We start from the raw sequence: 25,691 nt of genomic DNA, 5'->3' as shown, positions 1-25,691 counted from the left end.
GCTAAACTACCCTAACAGCTGTTAGGAGCTGCAATATTTTATTAAATTTGTATCAGTTTAACTAATCTAAACAAATTTCCATGCTAAAAAGAATCCTTTCACTCCTACTTTTGGTCTCGCTGAGTGTGCCGTTCGCGGCCAGGGCAGACGAAGGTATGTGGCTCCCGATGCTCATCAAGCGTCTGAACCACACCGATATGCAGAAGCAGGGACTTCAGCTGACAGCCGAAGAGATTTACTCTGTAAACAACTCCAGCCTGAAAGACGCCATCGTGCAGTTCGGTGGTTTCTGTACCGGTGAGTTCATCTCTCCTGAGGGCCTGCTGCTGACAAACCATCACTGCGGTTACGGCCAGATCCAGTCGCACTCTACACCGGAGAACGATTACCTGACCAATGGTTTCTGGGCTACATCCAAAGACCAGGAGTTGCCAAACGAAGGCCTGTTCGTGGACATCCTTAACTACATGGACGATGTGACCGGCAAAGTGCTGGAAGGCATCGACAACAATACCACAGAAGAGCAGCGCCAGCAACTGATAGCGCAGCGCATGCAGGCCATCGCCAAAGAGGCCTCTGAGAACGGAAAGTATGTAACCTATGTGCGCGATTTCTTCAACGGTAACGAGTTCTACCTGTTCGTGTACAACCGTTACACAGACGTACGCCTGGTAGGTGCCCCGCCATCATCCATCGGTAAGTACGGCGGCGACACCGACAACTGGATGTGGCCACGCCACACCGGCGACTTCTCCATGTTCCGCGTGTACATGGCCCCGGACGGCTCTCCTGCCACTTACAGCAAAGAGAACGTACCATACAAGCCAGCGCACCACCTGCCCATCAACATCGGCAACAAAGAGCCAGGCGACTTCTCGATGGTATTCGGATTCCCGGGCCGCACCAAGCGTTTCATGACCTCGCACGGCCTGAAACTGGAAGTGAACCAGCTGAACAAATCACGCATCAAGCTGCGCGAGGAGAAGCTTGCCCTTTGGAAAGAGGAAATGGACAAGGCTGATGCCAACCGCATTAAGTATGCCTCCAAGTATGCTTCTACTTCAAACTACTACAAGTACTCCATCGGCCAGAACGAGGGCATTAAGCGCATGCGCACCATCGAAGGCAAGATTGTGGACGAGGACAAGTTCCAAGCCTGGGCTAATGCCGATGCCGAGCGCAAAGCCACTTACGGCAACGTGCTGACGGACATTGCTAACGCTTACGCCACTATTGAGAAGTATAACCTGGGTGCTGTGTACCTGAACGAAGCGGTACTGGGCACAGAGGCGTTACTGATGGCTTACCGCCTGACGCCGGTTTATACGGCGCTGAAAGCAGGTAACGCTGCCGCAGCCAAGAAAGCCGCAGAAGATGTGCAGCCACGCGTAGATGCCTTCTTCAAGGACTACCACCTGCCTGCCGACAAAAAAGTATTCGCAGCCATGATGAAGTACTACCACGAAGATATTGCCAAAGACCAGCAGCCGGAAGCTTTCAAGGCCATGGTAAAGAAGTATAACGGCAACTTCGAGAAGCTGGCTGATTACGTGTACAGCAACTCGATGGTGGTGAACCAGCAGAAACTGAACAGCTGGCTGCAGAACCCAACGCAGAAGGCCCTGGAGAACGACCCGGCTTTCCAGATCGTGGATGCCATCATCAGCAACTACAGAAACAACATTGCCCCTAAACTGCAGGAGAGCGAGGCGAAACTGGCCAAGGCAAACCGACTTTACGTGGCCGGCCTGCGCTTGATGAACCCGGATAAAGTATACTACCCGGACGCTAACTCCACTATCCGCCTGAGCTACGGCGCGGTGAAGGATTACAGCCCGCATGATGGTGTGTTGTATAACTACTACACCACCATGGAGGGCCTGATGGCCAAGGAAGATCCTAACAATGAGGAATTCATCGTGCCTGCCAAGCTGAAGCAGCTGTACGAAGCCAAAGACTATGGCCGCTATGCCAACAAAGAGGGTGAGTTGGTGGTAAACTTCATCACCGACAACGACATCACGGGCGGTAACTCTGGTTCCCCGGTGATCAACGGTAAAGGAGAGCTGATCGGCCTGGCCTTCGACGGGAACTGGGAAGCCATGACCGGCGACCTGGTATACGACGCCGATTACAAGCGCTGCATCAACGTAGACTCCCGTTACCTGCTTTTCCTGATTGACAAGTATGCGGGTGCCACTAACCTGGTTAACGAGATGACACTAGTACAGAGTGACAGCCCGGGTGCCGGCGATGCTGCCGAAGCCGAAGTCACCACTCCGCAAGCCGAGCTTCTGGACGCTGTTGTGGAGGAAGCAGAGCAGATCCTGAAACAAGGCAAAACCGAGTTTAAGGTGGAGAAAAAGAAAGGCAAAGCCAAAGTAAAACTGCAGGTAAAAGACTAAGCAGTTGCTTTACACCAAGTATAAAAAACCGGCGCTGGGGCATCCTCAGCGCCGGTTTTGTTTTTGTAGGGATGGAGTTGCACCATTCATGGCCCATTACTGGAAGTTAAAAGTTTAGAGTTTAGAGCCAGGGAAAGCTGAACCTACCCCTCCGAGGAGGGGAATCATACCTCTCCCCAGCCCTCTCCTTTTCTCGAGGGCCCCTACCCCCAAAACAGGAGAGGGAGTCCGGTTCAAGTAATATAGCGATGGCTATCGAACTCGATCCCAGTCTTTCCGTGGGGGTAGGGGCCCTCGTATAAAGAGCGCCTTGTGAGATTCCGGTGCCCGCCAAGGGCATTGCGACCGGAGGGCAGCAAAGGAAGGGAACACAGCGCGATGCGGGAAGACGAGGCCTCCCGGCCGTGAGGGCACCACAGCCAGAGATGAAACGATAGATAGGTAAGACTGAGGATGAACAGTAACAGAAAAGGATAGCTTGCTTCAAGTTGCAGAAAGCAGCGGCCAAAATATAAAGTGCGGTTTACGCGGACTAGGAAGTCCGCAGCAGAAGGGTTCCGGACAAAGATGTCCGGAACAGCGGGAGTTTCGGACAGCGGTGTACAGTACAGCGGGGGGCTTCTAACAAGTATCGCCAAAGTATAAATCAAAGAAACATCTGAAAAGCAGAAACCCTCAGACAGATACTTACAGCTACAGCATCACACCCCATACATCTGGTATTTCTCTCAAATATTCCTTATTCTTGATGTTCCAACACCACTGTCACCTCACATGAGTCTCAGAAAAACCTTACCCCTGCTCCTCAGCCTTATCCTGCTGCTGAGCGCCGGCTTCGCATTTGCACAGAGCGATAGTCGCATTTCCATCATCCCTAAACCCCAGCACCTCTCTCTCCGAAAAGGCGAGTTTATACTTAACGCCGATACCCGCATCTATGTGCCGCCTAAAAATGAGGACCTGCAAAGTATAGCCAACCAGCTGGCCCAAAGTATAAAAGCCGCCACAGGCGTGCAGCCGCAGGTGGTGCAAAAAAAGCCCAAGAAGAAAGACAAAAACTTTATCCAGCTCAACCTAACATCTACCCCGGATACCTTGGGCAAAGAGGGCTACACGCTGGAGGTAAGCCTAGATAAAATCATACTTGCCGCCAACCAGCCGAACGGCCTTTTTCTGGGGATGCAAACCCTAAAGCAACTGCTGCCGCCTCAGCCAACAAAGGCGCCGGTTAGTGTGCCTGGCGTAAGTATAGCCGATAAGCCCCGCTATGCGTGGCGTGGCATGCACCTGGATGTTACACGCCATTTTCAGCCGGTGGAGTTCGTGAAGGAGTACATCGATTACCTGGCCATGCACAAGATGAACACCTTCCACTGGCACCTGACCGATGACCAGGGCTGGCGCATCGAGATCAAGAAGTACCCGAAACTGACCGAGATTAGCGCCTGGCGCGACAGCACGCTGGAAGGCCATTATTGGGATCTTCCGCAAACCTACAAAAAGGAGCGCCATGGCGGTTTTTATACCCAGGAGCAGATTAAGGACGTGGTAAAGTATGCGCAGGAGCGCTACATTACAGTAGTTCCTGAAATAGAAATGCCAGGCCATGCCGTAGCCGCACTTGCCGCTTACCCGGAGCTTTCCTGCACCGGCGGCCCGTTCGGCGTGGAATCCAAGTGGGGCATTTTCAAGGATGTGTTTTGTGCCGGCAACGAGCAGACCTTCACCTTTCTGGAAGACGTACTGACAGAGGTGATGGCGCTGTTCCCGAGCAAGTACATCCACGTTGGCGGCGACGAGAGCCCGAAGGCCCGCTGGGAAGAATGCCCTAAGTGCCAGAAACGCATCGCAGACGAGCATTTGAAGGACGAACACGAGCTACAGAGCTATTTTGTGCAGCGCATGGAGAAATTCGTGAATGCCAACGGCAGACAAATCATTGGCTGGGACGAGATTCTGGAGGGCGGTTTGGCACCAAACGCAGCCGTTATGAGTTGGCGCGGCACCAAGGGCGGCATCGCGGCAGCCAAAGAAAAGCATTACGTAGTAATGACGCCGGGCACACATGTATACTTCGACCACTACCAGGGCGACCGCGAGCTAGAGCCTACCGCCATCCACGGTTACAGCCCGCTTTCTAAAGTATATTCTTACGACCCAACGCCTGCCGAACTTACCCCGGAGGAGAGAAAGTTTATACTTGGTGCCCAGGCCAACCTCTGGACAGAGTATATCACCACCCAAGAGCATGTGCAGTACATGGTTTTCCCGCGCATCGCTGCCCTTTCCGAAGTGCTCTGGACTCCAGCCAACCTCAAGGACTGGGACAGCTTTAAGCAACGTATGCAGCAGCAGTACCGGCGCTACGATGCCATGGGTGTACATTACGCCAAAAGTGCCTACCAGGTACGCCAGCAGCTGGAGTTGAACCCGCAGCACAATTCGGCCAAGGTCACGTTTGCCACAGATGCCACAGGCACCGACATATTTTATACCTTGGATGGCTCAGCCCCAACGCCCCAGACCAATAAGTATGACGGCCCGATTGAGCTGAATAAAGCCGCAGTAATCAAGGCCGCCTCCTTTGTGGATGGCAAGCAAATGGAGCAGGCAACCTCCAAGGTATTTGATGCACACAAGGCCCTGAACAAACAGGTATCGCTAGCCACCGAGCCGCACAAGAGCTTCTCGCCGGGCACAGTCGCACTTGTAAACGGCCTGCACGGCACCACCGACCACTACGACGGGCAATGGCTAGGTTACCTCGGCGATAACCTGGAGGCCGTGATAGACCTGAAGGAGGTGCAGCCTGTCCGCCGGATCAGCAGTTCATACTTCCAGCACATCGGCTACCGTGTTTTCCTGCCGGCGCAGATAGCGTATGCCGTATCTGAAGACGGAAAGAACTATACAACGGTGAAAGTGATCAGTAACGGGGAAATCGGAAACGAAGAAGGCATTCTGCGCAAAGCCGTAACCGCCGAGATTCCGGCTACCAAAACCCGCTACGTAAAAATCACAGCCCGGAATGTGGGTGTCAGCCCTGAGAAATACCCTTCGGCAGGGCAGAAAACATGGCTGTTGGTAGATGAACTGAGCGTGGAGTAGTAACCAGGCACGAATTATAAAAGGGCGGCCGGAGATTAACTCTGGCCGCCCTTTTACTTTAACCAAAAAACACTTCTATCTATCCCAATACAAAGGGGTGGTTAGCGTTACATCCGGCACGTTAGCGGCGTTGAACGTTCGCTCGCTCTGCGGATACGGGAAGCGCAGTGGTTCTGGTCCCAAAGCCATGACCGGATCAGGCGTGTCCGGGAAACCGGTTCTGCGTATATCCACCCACGTTTCAAAAGTGCCGAACATGGTGATATACTTTTGGGTCATGATCTGCTCCAGAGTCACGGAACCCGATGCACTGGCATATTGCGCTATAAAATCAGGATAGTCATCGGAGCCGGTAACTTCCCGCAGCGAGGCTTTCACCGCTTCGTTGTACGCCTCGGCAGCCTCCCCCCCTTGATTTAATCTTAAAAGTGCCTCTGCCCTGATAAACTGTGCCTCAGGATACGTAATAAAGGGCACCGGCGAATCTATCGAGGCTACGAATGGCCCCATGTCGGAGCCGGTTTCGGGTTCCCCGGAAGTTGCGCCGGCGAAGTTGCCCTTAAGGGGTGTCACATACTCATCCAGCCGTGGATCATCCCTATCGATCAGCAGGTCCGTAAAAAATTCTGCCATCACAATATCGCCCCGCTGCTGGTTAAACTGATAGTAGGGATTTGCCTCTGTCTGTGTTCCCCCAAAGGCCAGTGTCATGTTCTCAGCATTAGACGTAAAACCGCTATCTAAGGCGGCCAGGGCCATTTGGGCTGACTCCGTAGGGTTAACCTGGCTTAAGTGGTTGTAATAGCGCGCCTTCAGAGTGTAGGCGGCTTTAATCCAGTTATTCAGGTTTCCGCCGTAGATCAGGTCCTCGCTTTCCAGCGTGTTTAGGCTCTCGCTAGCCTGTAGCTCTACGATGGCCTCATCTAACAGTGCCTGTATGGTATCGTAAATTACCTCCTGTGGGTCATAAGTTGGGTTAAACTCCTCTCGGCCCTGAAAGGCGTTGGTATAGGGTATATCTCCCCACGCGTCGGTAGTAACCCCCAGCACGCTGGCGAGCATTACCTTTGCCGCACCAGAGAAATGTGGTGAACCTTCTTCCTGGGCCTGCTGGATGACAACCTTCAGGTTCTGCATGATCGGGTATAAGTTAAATCGCCATGCGTTGTTCACATCGTTCTCTGTGATCTGGTTTCTGCCTATCACCAGGTGCTGACGTCCGACACCCGCCAAGTGTTGTGTGATCACGTTTGCGTAACGGCCCATATCACCCCCAAGAGCATAAGCAAAACCCGCTTGTGCAGAGGATAGCAGCACCCTGTTTGGCGCCTCTTCCGGGTTGTCCGGGTTCACGTTCGTCTCTTCTAAGTCGCAGGATGCCACCATGCAAATCAGCATTCCTGTAAGTATATATTTGAAATAATTATATAAAGTCATGGCTGTAAATTTTAAGGTCAGAATTAAAATGTTACTCGAAGTGTCAGGCCATAGCCCTCTGTGTTAGGCATGGAGAAATAATCCAAGCCCAGGGCGTTGCCCTGCCCGGTCAGGTTGTTCTCAGGATCTATGCCGCTGTAGTCTGTATTCAGCCAGAGGTTGCGAGCGTTAAAGGCTATACTTGCGGCCTTTACAGGGGTTTTCTCCAGCAGGGTTGCCGGCAGGTTATAGGAGAGGGTGAGTTCTCTTAGTCTGACCCATGAACCATCCTCTACGAACTGCTCTTCCACGGCTCCAAAACCACCACCGTTAGCTTGGTACCAGTCCTGATCCAGTACCACTTCCTGTGTGTTGGGGGTGCCGTCATCTACCCGCACCCCTTCAAACACCTTGGTCTCTCCCCTGTTTTCTGTATTCTTGGAGGTACCGAAGAAGTTCATAACCCCTATCGTACCGTTCCAGATGTCGCCCCCCTCGCGTATGTCCAGCAGAGCAGACAGGCTCAAGCCTTTCCAGGTAATGGTATTGGTGATACCCGCCGTCCAGTCCGGGTTAGGGTCACCGATTACACCGTCCTCGTCAGCCGGGAACGGAAAACCGTCATTGCCTATCAGCAGCTGGCCCTGGTCGTTTCTGGCCCATCGGCCACCAAAGAGCACGCCATAAGGCTCTCCCACAATAGCTCTGGAAGATGGGCTTGTGAAACCGTTGAGTGTGATCGTCTCAACACCGGGATAAAGTGAAATCACCTCGCTCTGGTTTCTGGTAAAGTTCACGATCACATCCCAGGAGAAATTGGTTGTCTGTACTGGCGTTCCGCGCAACACGGCTTCTATACCTTTATTCTCAATTTCGCCCGAGTTAAGCACGGCAGACAGGAAGCCTGAAGCTGAGGAAATGGAAACAGGGATGATCTGATCCTCTGAGTTATTCTTATAGTAGGTGGCATCCAGACCCAACCTGTTATCAAAGAACCTCAAATCAACCCCAAACTCTATGGACTTGTTCTTTTCCGGTTTGATGTCAGGGTTACCCAGCTGAGTCACTTGGTTAAAACCGGCTACCCCCTGAAACGGGAAGAAAATACCATTTGTCCAACCATCTCCCCAGGTGGAGCTGGCAAATGGGGTGGTAAGGGCATAAGCCGGTGCATCCTTACCCACTACAGCGTAAGAGGCTCTTACCTTACCAAAGTCAAAGACATCCCCCGTCAGGTCGAAGGCCTCGGTAAACACAAAGCCTAAGTTGATAGATGGGTAAAAGAAAGACTGGTTATCTGTTGGCAAAGTAGAAGACCACTCGTTCCGCCCAGTAAAGCCCAGGAAGATAAAATTCTTATAGTCCAGGGAGAGGTCAGCGTAAACAGCTGCACGTTCTATCCTTATGGTATTCTCTGTTGTGGTGATACTGGCAGCGTTGGCCAGGTCGAAAAAGGTTGGGACGGCCAATCCGTCGCCTTGTGTGTAGAGGCGCTGGAACCTGGAGTTAAAGTAGTTGTGCCCCAGAATCAGCCTGGCCGATACGTCAGTTGTCACCTCTCGGTCGAAGGTCACCAGCAGGTCAGTGTTGATGTCGCGGTTAAATACCTGGTCTTCGTACACCTGGCCCTCCGGGAAGGCCCTGGACTGGATATCAAAACCGCCGGTGCGTCTGTCTGAGTACCAGTCAGTGCCTAACCTGAAAGAGGCGTTTACCCAATCGGTGAAATCATACTGTGCGCCTACATAGCCTATCAGGCGGTTTACATCGTCTTCAAATGGGTTGCGGTTTACGGTCCAGAAGGGGTTGTCATAGCCAGCGCCTTCGCGGTACGTACGCTGCGTACCATCCTCAAAAACATAAGCACCCGGGTTTTCGTCACCTTCCTCTCCAAAGCCGCCGGAAAGGTCGAACGTGATCGGCGCCCGTAGTAAGCCCAACATTACACCGGATATATTAGACCCCTGCTGCACACGCCTGCCACCCGACTTGATGTAGTTCGCCGAGCCAAAGGTTCTGAACTTATCATTCAGCTGTGTAGATCCTGTTACACGGACAGAGGTGCGCTGGAAATCACTTTTCGGCACGACACCTTCCTGGTCAGTGTGCCCCAGGGACACATAATACTCCGCTTTTTCTGTACCGCCTGAAATACTTAGTGTATTCGTCCATGTCTTTCCGGTTTCAAAGAAGTTATCTAAGTTATCATAGGCGATTGCCCGCTGGTCAGTAGCCGCAGAGGAGTCGGCCGGCACCAGAAAGCCATTAGGATCATAGGGGTATGGCTGTCCGTCGAAACGCAGCTGGTCCAAAGGCGCTCCCCAGGATAAAACACTGTTGAAGCCGGAGAAAGTACCTGTAAATTCGCCGTCCGAGCCCTGTGAATACCTTTGCTGCAGCTCAGGCAGCTTGTTTACATAATCCAAGGTAAACGAAGTGTTGTAATTGATAACGGCACGGCCTTCCTTACCTTTCTTGGTGGTGATGACAATCGCTCCGCTACCCGCCCTGATGCCGTAAAGCGCCGTAGCTGCAGGTCCTTTCAACACAGTAACTGACTCAATATCTTCCGGGTTGATATCCACGGCCCGGTTTGAGTTTGCCACGCCTGAAAGCACTGCATTTGTTCCTTGGTTTGGGTTACCGGCGGCCGTGGTAGAGTTGTCTATCGGTACGCCATCGATTACGAACAGCGGCTGGTTATTACCTGTAACAGAGGTAGCTCCCCGAATGACAATGCGTTGGCCGGCACCTGGGGCACCCGATGAGCTGGTAATGTTTACACCGGCCACCTTACCGTTTATCGCGTTAGCTATACTTGGCTGTGTACTTCTAGCTAGTTCTTCAGTACCAACTTCTTGCACAGAATACCCTAAGGCTTTCGTTTCCCGCTCAATACCAATTGCCGTAACAACAACTTCTTCTAACTGCCTGGTGTCTTCCTGCAAGGCAACGTTTATCACGCTTTCGTTTCCAACGGTTCGCTCCATTGTTCTGTAGCCGATAAACCGGAAAACCAATACGTTATTTCCTTCAGGCACATTTAAGGAAAAGTTTCCGTCTGCGTCGGTTGCGGTACCAGTTGTTGTTCCTTTAACAACAACAGAAACACCAGGTAATGGCATTGCATCGGCAGCTGTTACCACCTTCCCTGTCACAACTCTTCCCTGCGAGTAGCCTGACAGTGGCAGTAACAGCGCCAGCATCAGACTAAGTAGTAGAATCTTTTTCATAAGCACGTATTTAGCTGTAAAACATAGTATTACAGTTTATTTGTACGTACTCACCACCTGTCAACTACACTCAAATAATACAATTTTTAAATAAATACATACTAACAAATAAAAATACAATGTTAACACACCTAAATCTTTAGCCAGAGGACTCATACAATTATACCTTACATATCTATAAAATATAAATCAAATTAAAATGGATGCCCGTACAATGATAACCACCTTAAAATCACTATAAACCAATATTTTACATTTTAAATACAGTTCTACAACGTTACAAACCTGTCTGACCGGCAACCAAAACCTGAGCTATGAGATACAACTCTATACTTATACTTTTTATATGGTTGATGGCCGGGCAGCAGGGGGCACAGGCACAGCAACAGTGCAACTTCGGAGCACGATCGGCAGGAATGGGATATACATCTGTGGCAGTAGCTGATGTATGGGCGATGGGCAACAACACGGCCGGTATAGCTAACCTTTCGGCCCCGGCACTTGGCGTGTATGCCGAGAACAGATTCGGGGAGCGCGCTTTTACTACTATAGCTTTACAAGCCGTTTACCCTACGCAAAAGTATGGCGCTTATGGACTGAGCCTGAGCCGGTTCGGCGACGCGCTGTTCAGCCAGCAGCATGCGGGGCTGGGGGTGGCACACAAACTGGGGCAGTTTAGCCTGGGTATTAAGGCGGATGTGTGGCAGGTGTCGGTGCAGGAGTACGGCAGTCGCAAGGCGGTGGCACTGGCAGCGGGAGTGCAGGGGGAAGTGATGCCCGATTTATACTTTGGCGCCTTTGCCTACAACCTGAACCAGGCTAAGTTAGCCTCTTTCGAGGATGAACGACTGCCTACGACCATGAAAGCGGGCCTCTCTTACCGCCCCACCGCCAAATTACTGTTAGCCGCCGAAACAGAGAAAAGTATAGACCACGGTGCTGATTTTAAGGCAGGGGCCGAGTATGCGCTGCTGCAGGAGAAATTTGTACTTCGGACCGGCTTCAGCACCCTCACCGGCAGCCTCAGTTTTGGCGCAGGCTTCAAGGCACGGCAACTGCAGGTAGACTATGCCTTCGGCTCCACCACCCCCATCGGCAACAGCCACCATGTAGCGGTAGTTTATTCTTTTGCTTCAGCAGCTAGCACATCTCCGTAGCCGTTGCCAGCCAGCACCACATCAGCATTTATACTTACACACCTACCCTGCGCGATACGCGCTTAATAAAAGGCTCAATAGTAAGCCCCTGCACCACCAGCGACATCAGTACAACCGTGTAGGTGATCGCCACAATTTCATCCCGAAACATATCATTGGTAAGCGAAAGCGCGAGGGCGATGGAGATACCACCACGCAGTCCTCCCCAGGTCATGATGGAAAGCGCCCCGGGCGCGAAGGTACGGTGCAGCCCCAGGGTATAACTCGGCACGGCCAGGGCGAAATAACGAACCGCCAGCACGATGCCTGTCGTTATGAGCCCGATGACAGCGTACTCCCACCTGAACTCCACCACCATCAGTTCCAGGCCTATCAGCACGAAAAGCACTGCGTTCATGATCTCATCCACCATCTCCCAAAACTTGGTCAGGTAGTCGGCAGTTTGCTCGCTCATCGCCAGCTTAGTACCCTGGTTACCAATCAGCAACCCTGCAGCCACCATGGCCAGAGGTCCTGAAAAGTGGAAGATCTGCGCAATACTGTAGCCACCCATTACCACCGCCAGCGAAATGATCACCTCGGTCTGGTAATGGTCGATGCGGCGCATGAAGTGAAAGGCAATATAACCGATAAGCAGCCCGAGGCCAATGCCGCCGCCAACCTCCATCACAAACAGCTCTGCCACAAAAGAGCCCTCCACGTTGGCAAAACCCAGCTGCGCTATCTGAAAAATAGCCAAAAACACCACCACACCCACGCCATCGTTAAACAGCGACTCACCGGTTATACTTACCTCCAGCGACTTCGGAATATTAGCTTTTTTCAGGATGCCGAGCACGGCAATAGGATCAGTTGGAGAAATGAGCGCCCCGAACAGCAGGCAGTAGATATACCCGATCGGATTGCCCAAGAACTGCATGAGGTAATAAAAAATGGTGCCCGTCACGAACGTAGAAATCATTACTCCCACTGTGGCAAACACCAGTATGGGCCATTTGCTCTCGCGAAGCTTCTCCAGGTCGGTGTGCAGGGCGCCGGCAAAAAGCAGGAAACTCAGCATGAACTCCAGCAGAAACTCCGAAAAATCAAGTGCCATGAGCCGCTCCTCCACCAGCGCTTCAAACTGCGGCGACACCGCCCCCGCCCCCTGCACCAGCACAGACAGCAGCAGGCCCGCCAACAGCAGCCCGATAGCGCCGGGCAGCTTGATGTACTGCTGGTTTATATAGGCAAATACAGCCGAGATAATAAGTATGGCAGAGATGATGTGAAAGACTTCCATGGCATTGCTGAATGTTCAACCTTAAAGTACAAAATAAGTATGAGAATATTCTGATACTGTTGTTTATACTTCTTCGTTGCTTATGATGCGTGGTTTACTTCTGTTTTGGCTGTTTATTCTGTGGCTGCCGCCCCTGCAGGCACAGGACTACCCGCGCCAGAACATAGACCTTGACCTGTTGGTGCAGGAGCTGTTTGCCGAGCAGGACGACGAGAGCATCAGCTACGAGGATCTCTACGAAACGCTTTTCCAGTATTACCAGCGCCCCATCGACCTGAACCGCACCACCCCGGAGGAACTGGCGTCGCTTTACCTGCTCTCGCGGCCGCAGATTGCATCCTTCTTTAACTACCTGGAGGAGAGCGGGGATCTGCTGAGCATCTATGAACTACAGGCTATTCCGGGCTTCGATCAGGCTACCATTTACCGGCTGCTGCCCTTTGTGCGGGTGCAGGATGCGGGGCTTCAGGCCGATACGCGGCCACTTTGGCAACGTATGATCGGTGAGGACAACAACGCGCTTATACTTCGGTACGAGCGCACGCTGCAGCAACGCCGGGGCTATACTTCCGTGGATACCAGCAGCCGCGCCACCACCCGCTACCTGGGCTCCCCATACAAGCTTTTCATGCGCTACCGCACCAGCCATGCCCGCGACTACAGTTTTGGCATTACGGCCGAGAAAGACGCCGGTGAGCAGCTTACCTGGAGCCCCAGCACTCGCCGCTACGGTTTCGATTACTACACGGCGCACCTGCAACTCTACAACAAGGGGCGCTTCAAAACCATCGCCCTCGGCGATTACCAACTGCAGTTCGGGCAGGGTCTGCTGCTCTCCTCTGGTTACAGCGTGGGCAAAGGCAGCGAGACCATCACCACCGTAAGCCGCCCGAACCTGGGCATCCGGCCCTACAGCTCGGTGCTGGAATATGCTTTTCTGCGCGGCGGTGCCGTTACTTACGACCTGGGCAAGGTGGATGTAACAGGATTTTATTCCAACAAGCTGGTGGACGCAAACCTGCAAACGCAGCTCGACACTTTGCTTACGGAGCGGCAATTCTTCTCCGGCATCCAGACCACCGGCTTCCACCGCACCCCTACGGAACTGGCCAATAAAGATGCGGTACGCGAGCAGGTATATGGTGGAAGCGCCCAGTATCAGTCCTCAGACAAGTCCTTCTCGGCTGGGGTAACCGCCCTTGGCACCCACTACAGCTCATCCATCCAAAAAGCAGGCGCCCCATACCAGCGCTTTGAGTTCGGCGGCACGCACAACTACAACTTAGGTGCTAACTACAGCTATACTTTTCAGAATGTGTACCTGTTCGGGGAAACGGCCATGAGCAAAAGCGGCGGTATAGGAAGTATAAATGGGCTTCTCGCCAACCTGTCCAACAAAGTAGAGCTGTCGATGCTGTACCGTTACTATGCCCGAGATTTTCATACTTTCTATGGCAGCGCCTTCGGCGAGAGCACCCACAACATAAACGAGCAGGGTCTTTACACAGGCATCAAGATAAAACCAATGCCTAAGTGGGAGCTAACAGCCTACTACGACAGGTTTACCTTTCCGTGGTTGCGCTACCTGGTAGATGCCCCCTCCCAGGGCGATGAGTACTTGCTGCGGTTATACTTTAAGCCCAACCGCCAGAGCAGCCTTTACGCCCAAATGCGCCACGAGAGCAAGGGCCGCAATCTCAGCGGCAATACCACTGCCCTAGACTATGTGGCGCAGGCTGAGCGGCGGAATTACCTTTTATACTTCGAGACATCGCCCACCCGCACGCTTAACCTGAAATCGCGGGTACAGTTTGGCACCTACGAGCAGGAGTCGCCGCAGCAGACGGGCTATTTTATCTCGCAGGATGTAAATTTTACGTTTGATAAAATACGATTAAGCACCCGCTACGCCCTCTTCGACACCGACAGCTACGACACCCGCCAGTATGCCTACGAACGTGACGTGCTGTATGCCTTCTCTATACCTGCCTTCAGCGGCAAGGGCACACGCTTTTATACTTTGCTGCAGTTTCGCCCGCTCCGTGACCTGGATGTATGGGTAAAGTATAGTTTGACGCACTACCGCAACCAGGATACCATTGGCAGTGGCTTAGAGTTGATCGAGGGGCCGAGCAGATCGGATGTGAAGGTGCAAGTGCGCTATAAGTTTTAGTTTGAGGGCTGAAAGAATGTGGTATCTACGCCTTCATGTACCATTACAAATTACCCCATCTGGCGCAAGTCTTCAGACTTGTGTCTTACAATGGTGTTGAGTTTGCAACTCAACTGGCTCGGAGAGCCATACTTTATACTTTAGCCGCTGGTTTTTTCTTCAACCTGAACCAAGCTATCCATACTAGCCACGGTTCATCCTCAGTCTTACGAACCTACCGTTTCATTTCTGGCTTTGGCTCCCTCCAGCCCGGGAGGGCTCGTCCTCGGGCATCGCGCTGGGACCTTTTCTTTGCTCGCTGTCGCTTTGCAATCCCTGCGGGACCTAAAAGCTCCAAAGGCGCTTAACCCAAGGACTGGGTACAGTTTCCAATAGCCGCCGCTGACGGAGCTTGAGCCGGGCTCCCTCTCCTGTTCTTAGGAGAGGGTTGGGGAGAGGTGAAAAGCCCCCGCCGTAGCCAAGGAAGCGCAGGGGTGGTTGGACTGGGTGCTGCAGACAATCACTATCAGGCCCAAACAGTGCGCTACTTTATTCCAGTCGCGTACTTCTCGTAGCAGCTTTGCGGTTCCTGCAGTGCCTTACAATCAGCCTTTACTTCCGCCCCCAGCAACTGCCCGTTATGGCTCAGCTCGAGGTGGCAGCACTCCAGAAACAGCTGCTTCAGCTTCTCCCGGCCACGCTGCACCCTGGATTTAGCCCCGGAGTAAGAGATGCCCAGCCGCTCGGCTATATCTTTCTGGCTCATGCCCTCCAACTCGCTCAGGCGCAGGGCCTCGGCGTACTCAGCGGGTAGTAAGCTGATCAGCGGCTCCACCAGCGCCTCCACCTCCTGCCGGTTTCGCTCCGGCATTTCCTCCGGCTCAGCAAACTCTGCCTCCGGGTGCAGCGGCTGGCGGCGGCCGCTCTCCCTGAAAAAGTCGTGCACGGTGTTGCGGGTGATCTGGTAGAGCCAGGCCTTCAGGTTATGCACGCCCTGCAGCTGCTCACAGTTTTTATACAGCTTCAGGTAAAGTTGCTGCAGAATCTCATCAGTTTCCTCTTTATCCTGCACACGCTTCAGCACAAAGCCACGCAACTGCGCCTCATACGCCAGAAAGACAGGTGCCACAGCAGCACAGCTATCCTCGGGTAAATTGGTTTTGGGGTTAATACAGCAGTTATCCATACTTATATGCCTACTTTGTTGCTTCGTCTTTCCAATAACCAGGTGTCGCGCCACTGGCCATGCAGCTGGCCCAGCCGCTCACGCAGGCCTACCACTCTAAACCCGCATTGCTCGTGCAGTCTTACGCTGGCATTATTCTCTTTTAATATATGTGCCTGCAAGGTCCAGATGCCAGCCTGCTCCGAAGCCTCTATCAGTTGCATCAGCAGCAGTTTGCCGATGCCCTGGCCTTTATATTCGGGGTGAACGTATACTGTATCCTCGGCCACTCCCTGGTACACGCATCTGCCTGATACCGCCGTCAGCGCGGCCCAACCCGCCACACGGCCATCCCTGGCCAGCGCCACCAGGCGGCAGGCTTTCAGAAACTTGTTATCCCAGCCCTCCCACTCCGGCGCTTTGGTTTCCAGGGTGGCGTTGTTGGTGGCAATGCCTGACTCATAAATTTCTTTTACCTGCGGGTAGTGCTCGGGCAGCATCTCCGATACCAGCACCGAGCGAGAGGTTGCGGTTTCCATAGTTTTATATCAGAAGTAAATATAAACCAGCAGCACGTATAAAAGTATACCTGCTGCTGGTTTTGTTTTTCCTAGTTTCTGTTTTGTACTAAATGGCATCGGCGGCTTCAGGGCAGCACTTGGTTTGGGGCTCGCCATACACGGTAGACTCCCCGAAGGTATAGAACGCTTCCCAATCCACGCCCTGCGGGTCTGTTATCCACGACTTCTCGGACTTGGCATAGCAACAGGTGCATTTGCCTTCCTCACGGATGGCGCCTTTGGCTTTTTTCAGGCGGCTGTATACTTCGCCGAGCTCCTCTTCGCTCTCGGCCTGTATACCCAGGTGCTCAATACCAGCGTTCTCGGGGTGATGCGAAATGGCAAAGTTCACGCGCGGGTCCTCCAGCATCCATTTGGCATAGTCTGGCTTTAGCACCGTTGGTTTGGCACCGAATACAGCTGTGTAAAAAGCAGTGGACTCCTGTAGGTTCTTTACTCTTACGTTTACGTGAAATCTTTTCATGGCTCTATCTTTTATAGGTGTTTTGTTCTTATTACACCCTGATGACGGAGACACTCCTGGAAAGACGCAGCTGTTGTAAGATATTTTTTTAGGAGATAAAAAAACTCCGCCTGCACTTAAAAATACAAAGGCGGAGTTCTTATTAATTTGAGGCCTGGATTTAAAGTATGAGGGTTACATGCACAGGTTCTCCAAAGGCAGTTTGGCTACCAAGGGCCTGTCTGGAGCGTTACGCTGCATACTTTCGAAATCGAGGCAAAACCTAATGGTATAGCTTAGCGGTTGATCTGCAACATAAGATGTGCCTCCGTACTCCTTCATCTTATCGGGGCTGAGGTTAATCGTAAAAAGGTAGTCGAGGCTTTGGGTAACCTGAGGCAGGTCTTCGGAGAAAACCGAAAAGCCGAAGCCGCCATGCGGGGCCTCTCCGCCTAAAATCGTATCCAGAAAACCAGGTTCTCGGGAGTAGTAGTTAACCATAAACTTGCCTACCGAAAACTCATCTATACTTTCTACTGCAGGGATGGCAACCGGCAGAAAGCTCGTATACTCCCCCTTGTGCACCCCGGTCACGATCAGTAGGTATCTTTCGTCATTCTCCTGGTACAGGAAGGAGTCGCCAAACTTGAAATCCTGCTTAAAGTTGCGCATGGTCAGCTCCAGGTGCCCGTTTTTCTCCCCCAGCTCGCCAAACTTATTTTGATGCATGCAGCCGGAGCACAGCCCGATGACGAATAATGCAAGTATGGTTTTTTTCATTGCCTTAGTATAAAACTACTCACACCTACTGCACGTTTTTTACAAATACCACCTGCTCGGCATCCGCTTTGATGATGCTGTTGTAGAACTCCACCAGTTGGGCGAAGGTCTCCGGAGCAAAACGGCCCTTGTGCATTTGCATGCGGCGCACGTATGTTACGCGCTGCCCATCTACCTTTACCGAGGCGGCATACTCTCCAAACACGGACTTATACTTCACCTCACCTGGCAGGTACTCCACGGAGTAGCCGGCCGGCACCTCTATCTCTACGGTATCCACATCCATATATGCCTGTATGCGCACCACGTCGGTCAGGCGTTTTTCCTTTTGGTCAGGCACATAGGTCCATTTGCTCATCAGGTTCGGGCTGATGAACATGCGCTTGCCACTCAGGGTGGCGCATTGGCGCATGCTCAGCTCCAGGTTCTCTGTTACGCTGGGCACTCGTTCCTTTTTCTGGGTGAAACTATACTTGCTGATCTCGAAAGGCGGGGCCGTGGTGTTCTCGTAGAGCCACTTGCGCTGCTCCTCGGGCTTCAGGTTTTGTATCACCCCGTCGCGGGATTCCTGCTGTGTGCCGGTATAGCGGGTGCTCACGCTGGCAATGCCGCCACCGGCCTCATCCAGCCTCACATTCATACTTCTGATCTGCTGGTTTTCGGTGGCGGTGTAAGCGGTGGTCTTCACCAGTTTGCCTCCTTCCGGTGTGATGAGCAGGGCGTGGCGGTCGCCGGTGAAGCTGCCATTGTAACCGGCAGCCGCTGTCTGGCTCGTGCACTCCAGCCACATGGTATCCTGCGCCATCGGCACGCAAAGTACAGCGTGGTTAAACTGGCTGCTCGGGAATTCGATTTTAATATCCGGTGTGCCCTCCCCGGCATTGATCAGGGCGTAGTATGACTCCACCCCCACCGCCTTCAGCATGGCTTGGGTGTAGTTTGAAAGGGCTTTACAGTCGCCGTAGCCTTTATCGTCCACGAAGCTCGCCTCAAAGGGCTGCCAGCTGCCGATACCCAACTGGATGGATACGTAGCGGGTTTTACCCTGCATGTAGTCATATACCATGCGCACCTTCTCTTCCGTGGATTTAGCGTTGGCGGTTAAGTTCTTCAGCTTGGCTACAGTCTCAGCAGGCAGCTCGTCTCGCCCCTGGTTCAGCTTATGCGCCCAAAGGCCAAAGTCTTTCCAGGTTGCCATACTTCCTTTGTAGCCATCCACCTCAAATTCATTAGGGCCAGTCAGCACCATAGGTACCAGTTCACTGAAGCTTGGGCCATAAGGCTCCCGGCTTACCGGCTTCAGGTTACTCACCTCCCAGGTATAAATTTCGTGCGTGGTGTTGCTGCCCACCTCCACTTTTTTAGGCAGATTGTTTTCGAGGTAGCGCAGTTTGGTGCCCAGCGGCACCTGCACCTGCAGGCTGGCCCGCTCCACCGACAGTTTCTCCTCGCCCTGCGGATACCAGCGCGGGTAAAACATCATGTTCGATTTGGACACCTCGTACTCGAACTCCACTGTGTAAGGGTACACGTTGTACTCCAGGCTGGCAATTTTTACGCGGCTGTCCTCATACACCGAGATGCTGCTGATGGCGCTCACATCTTTAATGTCGCTGTTCTTGAGCTTTTTTATGCGTTTGCCAAACCGGTCGTAGGAGGTGCCGCTGATAGCATTTACTTTGCTCATCTTGTTGTAAGGCACGTAGAGCGTGGCATGATGGTCGCCATACTTATTCAGGATGGTGATGGTGGATTTAAAGCGCAGGACACCGCTGGTAGTGGAGTTGACGGTAAAAACCGTTTCCTCGGCACGAATAATGGCATTCGCACCTTTCGCCAACTCCTCTAAGGAGCCGGCCGCAAACACCTGTGGGGCCAACAGTAGCAGCCAGCAGAGCAGGCCGCAGAGCCAGTTGTAGTTTCTGTTAAAACGTAGCATAGCCGATCATTTAAATATGCTGTAAAACAGGCGCCGGGCAGGAGCCATACTTTATTTTAGTTCGCCGCAGTTTTCTTTAACACAATCTGCTCAGCATGCTTTGCAATAATCCGGTTGTAGAACTCTTTCAGGTGAGCGTACTCCTGAGCGTAAAAAACTGGCTTGCTGATGTTTACCTTGCTCATCACCTGGATGGCGTTGCCCTGCTGCTGCACCATGTACATGAAGCGGCCACCGTTCTCCGGAAGGTTTACAGCAATACTTTGCGGCGCTTCCTCCATTTCGTACCCCTCAGGTATGGTAAAGCTGCAGATGTACGTTTCGTCTATCGGCATGCCGAAATCTACAGGGTACAGGCGCTCGGTGAGCTTAAAGGGATTCTCTTTCTCGCCACGGCCCAGCATCGGGTTCAGGTAAATAATGTCGTTGCCACGGCCGCTACCGTTCACGTTAATATTATAGGTGATATTGACAGGGTTCGTCAGGTCATCGAGGTTCTTGACAACAGGCTTTGTCAGTTTAAAGTCGCCCACCTCTTTGGCCAGGCGCTCAGTATAGTTATTCTCCCCTTCATCCAGAATGGTTCTGCGCATGCTTATCGCTCCGTAGCCACCTAACGACTCGCTGCCGGTGCCCACTATCTCGCCCTGCCCATTTATAAAAAGGTTGGCACTAACAAGCTTGGTGTAACTGATGGCTGGGGCCAGGTCTACCCAACGGCCGGGGCTGCCTTTCTTAACCAAACGGCCCTGCCCGTTCAGGCAGCGGCCCGGCAATACGCCCAGCGGCAACAAAGGGTCGGTGGCATCCAGCAAATACTCCTTCTCGCCAACTTTTACCTGCGCAATTACATAGTTAAACTTGGTAACCATAGGCGACATAGCTGTATTGATTCGGCCATTGTTACGCGTGCTTATAATTACCGGTGCCGCATCAAAACCGGCCTCCAGCAGCATAGAGGTAAGCAGCAGGTTAATATCGGCAGCGTTTCCGGTGCGCTCGTCCCAAGCCTTGCGTATGCTGGTGGTGGCTTCCAGGCCATTTCTGTCATTCCACTTCATGCGGTTCTTCACCAGGTTGTATATGGCGGCTAACTGCTCCTGCTGGCTTTTGTGCTTGCTCTGGATGGCGGCTAACTCATCTTTAAAGAAACCATTGCGGTTTAGCTGCACGCCAAACTTGTCCGCTGTCATCAGGTCAGAGGTAACTTTGGCCCAGTCACCGGTCATGATCTGCGATGGCCGCCCCGGAAAGCTCACACGCTGCAGCTCAAACTCTATTTTAGACTGATAGTCATCCAGCGTGGTGATGTATTTTTCTTCTTTCAGGGCCGGCACGTCTTTCATGATCCATACATAGGCATTATTGAGCATGTCCGGGGAGGCGGAGGCAGAGCCTGTTGCAGCCTCTTTCAGGCTTTCGTTCTTGTAAAGGCCGTGGTAGCCCTGCATCAGGAACTTATAGTCAAAGTACTCGGGTATGCGGGCGCGGTACTCGCTCCAGACTACCGGGATGCTGTGCTGAAACTCCCAGTCGCGAAGGGTGTACACAAAGTCAGAAGTCACGGTGTAGCTTATGTCGATCACCGAGCCCTCCTTCACGTTAGGCATCGTGAACTTCTTGGCAAACCAGTATTCTGACTTTTGCTCCTCAAAAACGCTTTTGCTTTCCAGTTTTTCTTTCGTGATTTTACCGTTGTCCAGGTTATAAGTATAGCCCTTGATGGAGCTTACCCGCTCTTTGCCTGAGCCCTTCTGGAAGTATGGCACCTCCATATCGGCCCAGTCGTAGGCCGATTTTTTTAAGATCTTGATGCGAACCTGCCGCTCAAAAACTACCTTCAGTTCCCCCATGTACTCGAAGCGGGAGAAACCATAGTCCGAAAGTATAACGGCGGCGGCCGAGGTGTCTTTGTCGTACACGCTCATCTTGAGCTCTTCTTCGGAAACCTTCCCGAACTTTACAGCCTGAGCGGCTGAGTGGTGTGAAAAACCGGCCAAAACCAGGGCCAGTACAAATAGTTTTGTAAAATTTGCTTTCATAGGCAATACTCAAATAGTAAATAACTGTTTTGTCTGTGCAATTCTTAGCGCATGTAAAACTACAGGCAGAGTTACATAACCTATGCTTAATCAGCGCAATAGCCTATTACCCTCCCCCTAATTTTCTATAAAGAAAGCTATATTTTACTATATAGTCAAAATGTACCCTAAAATTCAATGACAATTTTTCACCATCTGTTTGCAGAAATTTTACAAATAAGGATAGTAAGTAATTTTAACTTGTTTTTATTTTGAGCCAGCACCTTTACTTTGGCTCTATACTTTCTGCTTAAACTATGAAAAAACATATCCTGCTCCTCCTGTTCCTCCTCTGTTACACCTGTGCGCAGAGTCAGTCTTCAGATGCCTCAACAAAAGGTGCAGCGGCCAGGGCGCGCATGCTCAATGCCTTCGGCGGAGAACAGCTTATCAGGGAGGCCACGCATTTCAGCTATACCCTTACCCGCAGCACGCCCGGCGGCACCAGCAGCTCCGCTACCTATGTCCTGGATCTACAGAACCGCTTCATAACCACCACCACACAGACCCCGGCTGGCACAGAAATGAAAAGTATAGACGCAAGCGGAGCCTGGCAAAGTATAAACGGGCAGCGAAAACCCTTACCCGAACAGGGGCAGGAGGTGCTGCTGCGTACGTTCTTCTTCAACTTTATACCTATGCTGCAAAACAAGCAGTTGCAGTTTGTGTACCTGCGCAGCGATAAGTATAAAACCCGCTGGGTGGATGTGGTGCGTGTAAGCGACCCGCACAGCAAAACGCTGGTGCTGGACCTGTTTATAGATCAGGAAAACGGGCAGGTGCTGACCTCCAGCCGTGAGGACGAAAATGGCCAGTATTTATACTTTGCTGACGAGTTGGAGTATGAACCAGTGGGAGGAGGATACACTTTCCCGCTGGTGTTCCAGATTGTGAAAGATGGAAAAGTTACCTCAGAAGGAAGGTTTGAGGAGGTATGGATGGGGAAATAAAAAAAGCAGAACGACAGCCAAGGGTGAAAAAAGGTGCTGTCGTTCTGCTTTTATAGTTACAGATGCTTCTGCTTACAGATGCTCCGTGAAATTGTTCTTGTCAGACCAGAACTCGCGGCAGGCTTCGCGCTGCTCTTCTATAAAGGTAGAGTTCTTCTTGAGGTCTTTCCAGTTGCCATAGCCCAGGCGTTCGCACATCCTGAAAAAGCTATCGCCCTGGTTTTTCTGGCCTTTCACTCTAACAAGGGAGCTAAGCAGCGGGCGACCTTCCCGGTATTCTCTCTCCGAGATCTCGTCGATCACTTCGGTCAGCATCGACTTTTCGTGTGGGTTTTCCAGGTTGAGGCCCAGCTCAGCTTCGTAGATAAGGTTCTGAAATGACATCAGATGCGCTCTACCGCGAGCTACTTGAATGAGTTTCTTTCGTACGCGTGAATTCATTGGTGCAAATATGAGGTTACACAGGCCAGCTTTAGGAGTGGCAAAAATCCCCAAAGCTGGTTCCCTGTAATACTGTTAAAAAGATATATATACTTATAAACGTATAAAATCGAAAAAAGGTTGCATAACGAGTACAATTTTATTCTCGTTTTAATGCAACAGAATGGATTTTCTGCAGAAGGTGCTGCTAGCTTAGCCGCCGGGGCTGTTTCTCGGACAGATATTTCCAGTAGCGCCGGGGCATGTGCCGCAGGTGCAGCTTTGGGTTCTTACGCTCGGGTATGTTTACATTATCGAAGTATACCTGCCAAAGCTGCTGGTAAATATCCTCCTCCTGGTCTTTGGCTTCGGCCGCTACTATATTTGGGCGCTTGCCGGGCGGCAGCTCCAGATTAACCAGCGATACCTGTTCCAGGTCATAGTAGGCGCCGTAGTGACGGCTGGTATCGTAAATGGCCCAGCGCTGGTCGACGTAACGCTTCTCAAAGTGCCGCACAATGAGTGGCAGCACATTAAAATCTGGGGAGATAGTGGCAAAGTATAAATTATCCGCAGTCTTCTCAAAACGCACGAAGGCCTCCATGCGGTGTTTCTCTCGGTGCACCTGCTTGGCCGCCTGCTGCACCTGCAGCACACAGGGGGCGGCATAGTTGCCTTCTATACTTTGCGCGGAGCTAAAAACCAATTTTATATAGGCGAAAACAGTTTGCTCAAAGCCGGGCTGCTCCCACAGGTAAGTATGGTACAGCGCCTGCAGCGCCCCCACGCTAAGTTTTTTCTGCAGCCCCTGCCACACGCGGCCTGCTTTCTCCTCGTCGGTTACCACAGTTATGTTCTCCCCGAACATACCCGGTTGCGCCAGGTGCTGCTGCTCAATGGTGGTTGGCCAGGCTTTTCGCTCAAAGGCCTCGAAAACCACCGTCAGCAGCCCCTCAAATGTACCGTCGTAAGTATAAAAATGCATGATGAAGTATAAACCGGCAGCTGCCTGCAGGCTATGTTACTTACCCGCGTTGCGGCTTTTGTCGGCAGCGTCGGCTTGTGCGCGGGCCGAAAGGCTCTGTAGCTGTGGCACCAGCATGTTTAGCTTGCAGTAAACGGATACACGGGCTACTTTCTGATTCTTTCTCATAACTAACACCTCTTTAGGTTGGATTGACTTGGAAGTATAACTTGGTATAAATGATTTTCTCTTTCTTGCTGTCATGCCTCTTGCTCTCCCCTCTTTTGTTAACCAACCTGCCGGAACAGGTCCAGTTGCTGCTTCAGCAGGGCGCTACGAACCGAACCCTCGCCAAACAATATCTTTCTGCGGATCAACTCCGATTCATAATCCTGCCGCTGCAGGCTCTTGGTCTGGCAGGTGATAAAATACTTCGCCCGCTTCAGCACCACGCCCATCTGCCGCAGGTGCTCAAAGTTCAGCGACGTAAACCTCCTCGCTGACACGATCTTCTGCGCACTCTTCACCCCGATACCCGGCACCCGCAGGATCATCTCGTAATCTGCCGTGTTCAGCTCCACCGGAAACACATGGCGGTTACGCAGCGCCCAGCCTAGTTTCGGGTCAATGTCCAGGTCCAGGTGCGGATGCAGCTCATCCACGATCTCCTTCGCATCAAACCCGTAGAAGCGCATCAGCCAGTCAGCCTGGTAAATGCGGTTTTCCCTGATAATGGGTGGCTCCGTGATGATCGGCAGGCGGTTGTCGCTGCTGATGGGCACGTAGCCGGAGTAGTACACACGCTTCAGGCTATAATCTTTGTACAGCTGGCTTGAGAGCTGCAGTATCTGGTGGTCGCTCTCTGCCGAGGCCCCCACAATCAGCTGCGTGCTCTGGCCAGCCGGCGCAAAACTGGGTGCCGACTTAAACAGCTTCTTCTCCTCCTTTGCCTGCACCAGCTGTTGTTTGATGTTGCCCATCGGCTCCAGCACCTCTTTGTAGTTCTTCTCCGGCGCCAGTTGCTGCAGGCTCATCTCGGAGGGCAGCTCAATGTTCACGCTCAGCCTGTCGGCATACAGCCCCGCCTCCTTTATCAGTTCTTCGCTAGCACCCGGTATCGTTTTGAGGTGTATGTAGCCGTTGAACCTGTGCTCCTGCCGCAGCTTTTTAGCCACTCGCACAAGGCGCTCCATCGTATAATCGACATTCTTAAATATGCCCGAACTCAGGAACAGCCCCTCTATGTAGTTGCGGCGGTAAAAGTTAACTGTAAGGTCCACCACTTCCTGCACTGTAAAGGCCGCACGCTTCACATCGTTGCTTCTCCTGGTAACACAGTAGGCGCAGTCATAGATGCAGTGGTTGGTCAGCAGCACCTTCAGCAAAGACACACAGCGGCCATCTTCCGTGTAACTGTGGCAGATACCCATGCCTTCGGCGTTGCCCAGCCCTTTGTTCTCATTCTTGCGCTTTCCGCCGCTGGAGGAGCAGGACACATCATACTTGGCCGCATCTGCTAAAATAGTTAGCTTTTCAATTAACCTGCTTTCCATTACGCTGTGCTTCTGTACTTTCAACGGTTTAAAGATACGTGCATCACAAGTATAAAACCAATA

18 protein-coding genes are annotated in these 25,691 nt (G+C 52.2%); 5 read left to right on the top strand and 13 right to left on the bottom strand.

The window, feature by feature from the left end; translation table 11 throughout:
- Positions 1-80 precede the first annotated feature (80 nt).
- A complete protein-coding gene (locus tag OO017_RS06680) occupies positions 81-2,405 on the top strand; it encodes a S46 family peptidase (RefSeq protein WP_266051686.1) in 2,325 nt (774 codons plus the stop codon).
- 774 nt (positions 2,406-3,179) lie between these two features.
- Positions 3,180-5,513, top strand: coding sequence for a glycoside hydrolase family 20 protein (locus OO017_RS06675; protein ID WP_266051685.1), 2,334 nt, complete (start codon positions 3,180-3,182; stop codon positions 5,511-5,513).
- Between the two features lie 75 nt (positions 5,514-5,588).
- Here the strand turns inward: OO017_RS06675 and OO017_RS06670 are convergent, their stop codons facing one another.
- Positions 5,589-6,950: a SusD/RagB family nutrient-binding outer membrane lipoprotein gene (locus OO017_RS06670; RefSeq protein ID WP_266051684.1), complete on the bottom strand. Its 1,362-nt coding sequence runs from the start codon at positions 6,948-6,950 to the stop codon at positions 5,589-5,591.
- Between the two features lie 23 nt (positions 6,951-6,973).
- Positions 6,974-10,162, bottom strand: a complete 3,189-nt coding sequence (locus OO017_RS06665; protein WP_266051683.1) for a SusC/RagA family TonB-linked outer membrane protein — start codon at positions 10,160-10,162, stop codon at positions 6,974-6,976.
- Between the two features lie 314 nt (positions 10,163-10,476).
- Here OO017_RS06665 and OO017_RS06660 point away from each other — a divergent pair, with 314 nt between their 5' ends.
- Positions 10,477-11,319, top strand: a complete 843-nt coding sequence (locus OO017_RS06660; protein WP_266051682.1) for a PorV/PorQ family protein — start codon at positions 10,477-10,479, stop codon at positions 11,317-11,319.
- 34 nt (positions 11,320-11,353) lie between these two features.
- On the opposite strand, the gene OO017_RS06655 is transcribed toward OO017_RS06660, so the two are convergent.
- On the bottom strand, positions 11,354-12,601 hold the full coding sequence (locus OO017_RS06655) for a cation:proton antiporter (protein ID WP_266051681.1): 1,248 nt from the start codon (positions 12,599-12,601) through the stop codon (positions 11,354-11,356).
- An 82-nt stretch (positions 12,602-12,683) separates the two neighbouring features.
- Between OO017_RS06655 and OO017_RS06650 the strand changes: the two genes are divergently transcribed.
- Positions 12,684-14,774, top strand: a complete 2,091-nt coding sequence (locus OO017_RS06650; RefSeq protein ID WP_266051680.1) for a ComEA family DNA-binding protein — start codon at positions 12,684-12,686, stop codon at positions 14,772-14,774.
- 523 nt (positions 14,775-15,297) lie between these two features.
- Here the strand turns inward: OO017_RS06650 and sigZ are convergent.
- From sigZ to OO017_RS06620, 6 genes are all read right to left on the bottom strand, one after another.
- Positions 15,298-15,939, bottom strand: a complete 642-nt coding sequence (sigZ, locus tag OO017_RS06645) for an RNA polymerase sigma factor SigZ (protein ID WP_266051679.1) — start codon at positions 15,937-15,939, stop codon at positions 15,298-15,300.
- A gap of 2 nt (positions 15,940-15,941) precedes the next feature.
- Positions 15,942-16,457, bottom strand: coding sequence for a GNAT family N-acetyltransferase (locus tag OO017_RS06640; protein ID WP_266051678.1), 516 nt, complete (start codon positions 16,455-16,457; stop codon positions 15,942-15,944).
- An 88-nt stretch (positions 16,458-16,545) separates the two neighbouring features.
- Positions 16,546-16,962: an ArsI/CadI family heavy metal resistance metalloenzyme gene (locus OO017_RS06635; RefSeq protein ID WP_266051677.1), complete on the bottom strand. Its 417-nt coding sequence runs from the start codon at positions 16,960-16,962 to the stop codon at positions 16,546-16,548.
- A gap of 174 nt (positions 16,963-17,136) precedes the next feature.
- Positions 17,137-17,721 carry a hypothetical protein gene (locus tag OO017_RS06630; RefSeq protein WP_266051676.1) on the bottom strand — a complete coding sequence of 195 codons (585 nt, stop codon included), beginning with the start codon at positions 17,719-17,721 and terminating at the stop codon, positions 17,137-17,139.
- Between the two features lie 25 nt (positions 17,722-17,746).
- On the bottom strand, positions 17,747-19,660 hold the full coding sequence (locus tag OO017_RS06625) for a DUF3858 domain-containing protein (protein WP_266051675.1): 1,914 nt from the start codon (positions 19,658-19,660) through the stop codon (positions 17,747-17,749).
- 56 nt (positions 19,661-19,716) lie between these two features.
- The gene (locus OO017_RS06620) at positions 19,717-21,702 is read right to left on the bottom strand and encodes a DUF3858 domain-containing protein (RefSeq protein WP_266051674.1); all 1,986 of its coding nucleotides are present in this window, start codon (positions 21,700-21,702) and stop codon (positions 19,717-19,719) included.
- Between the two features lie 296 nt (positions 21,703-21,998).
- Between OO017_RS06620 and OO017_RS06615 the strand changes: the two genes are divergently transcribed.
- A complete protein-coding gene (locus OO017_RS06615; protein ID WP_266051673.1) occupies positions 21,999-22,691 on the top strand; it encodes a hypothetical protein in 693 nt (230 codons plus the stop codon).
- 72 nt (positions 22,692-22,763) lie between these two features.
- Here OO017_RS06615 and OO017_RS06610 read toward each other — a convergent pair whose 3' ends face one another.
- The 4 genes from OO017_RS06610 to OO017_RS06595 all read right to left on the bottom strand — a co-directional run bounded on the left by OO017_RS06610 (position 22,764) and on the right by OO017_RS06595 (position 25,628).
- Complete coding sequence (locus OO017_RS06610; protein WP_266051672.1) at positions 22,764-23,075, bottom strand: hypothetical protein; 312 nt, start codon at positions 23,073-23,075, stop codon at positions 22,764-22,766.
- Between the two features lie 244 nt (positions 23,076-23,319).
- Positions 23,320-24,096: a TIGR03915 family putative DNA repair protein gene (locus OO017_RS06605; protein ID WP_266051671.1), complete on the bottom strand. Its 777-nt coding sequence runs from the start codon at positions 24,094-24,096 to the stop codon at positions 23,320-23,322.
- 36 nt (positions 24,097-24,132) lie between these two features.
- A complete protein-coding gene (locus OO017_RS06600; protein ID WP_266051670.1) occupies positions 24,133-24,264 on the bottom strand; it encodes a hypothetical protein in 132 nt (43 codons plus the stop codon).
- Positions 24,265-24,362: 98 nt separating this feature from the next.
- On the bottom strand, positions 24,363-25,628 hold the full coding sequence (locus OO017_RS06595; RefSeq protein ID WP_266051845.1) for a putative DNA modification/repair radical SAM protein: 1,266 nt from the start codon (positions 25,626-25,628) through the stop codon (positions 24,363-24,365).
- Positions 25,629-25,691: the final 63 nt, after the last annotated feature.

Origin of the sequence: Pontibacter anaerobius, assembly GCF_026241195.1 — a bacterium.
GTDB lineage: Bacteria > Bacteroidota > Bacteroidia > Cytophagales > Hymenobacteraceae > Pontibacter > Pontibacter anaerobius.
This window is presented reverse-complemented; position numbering and strand designations above follow the sequence as displayed.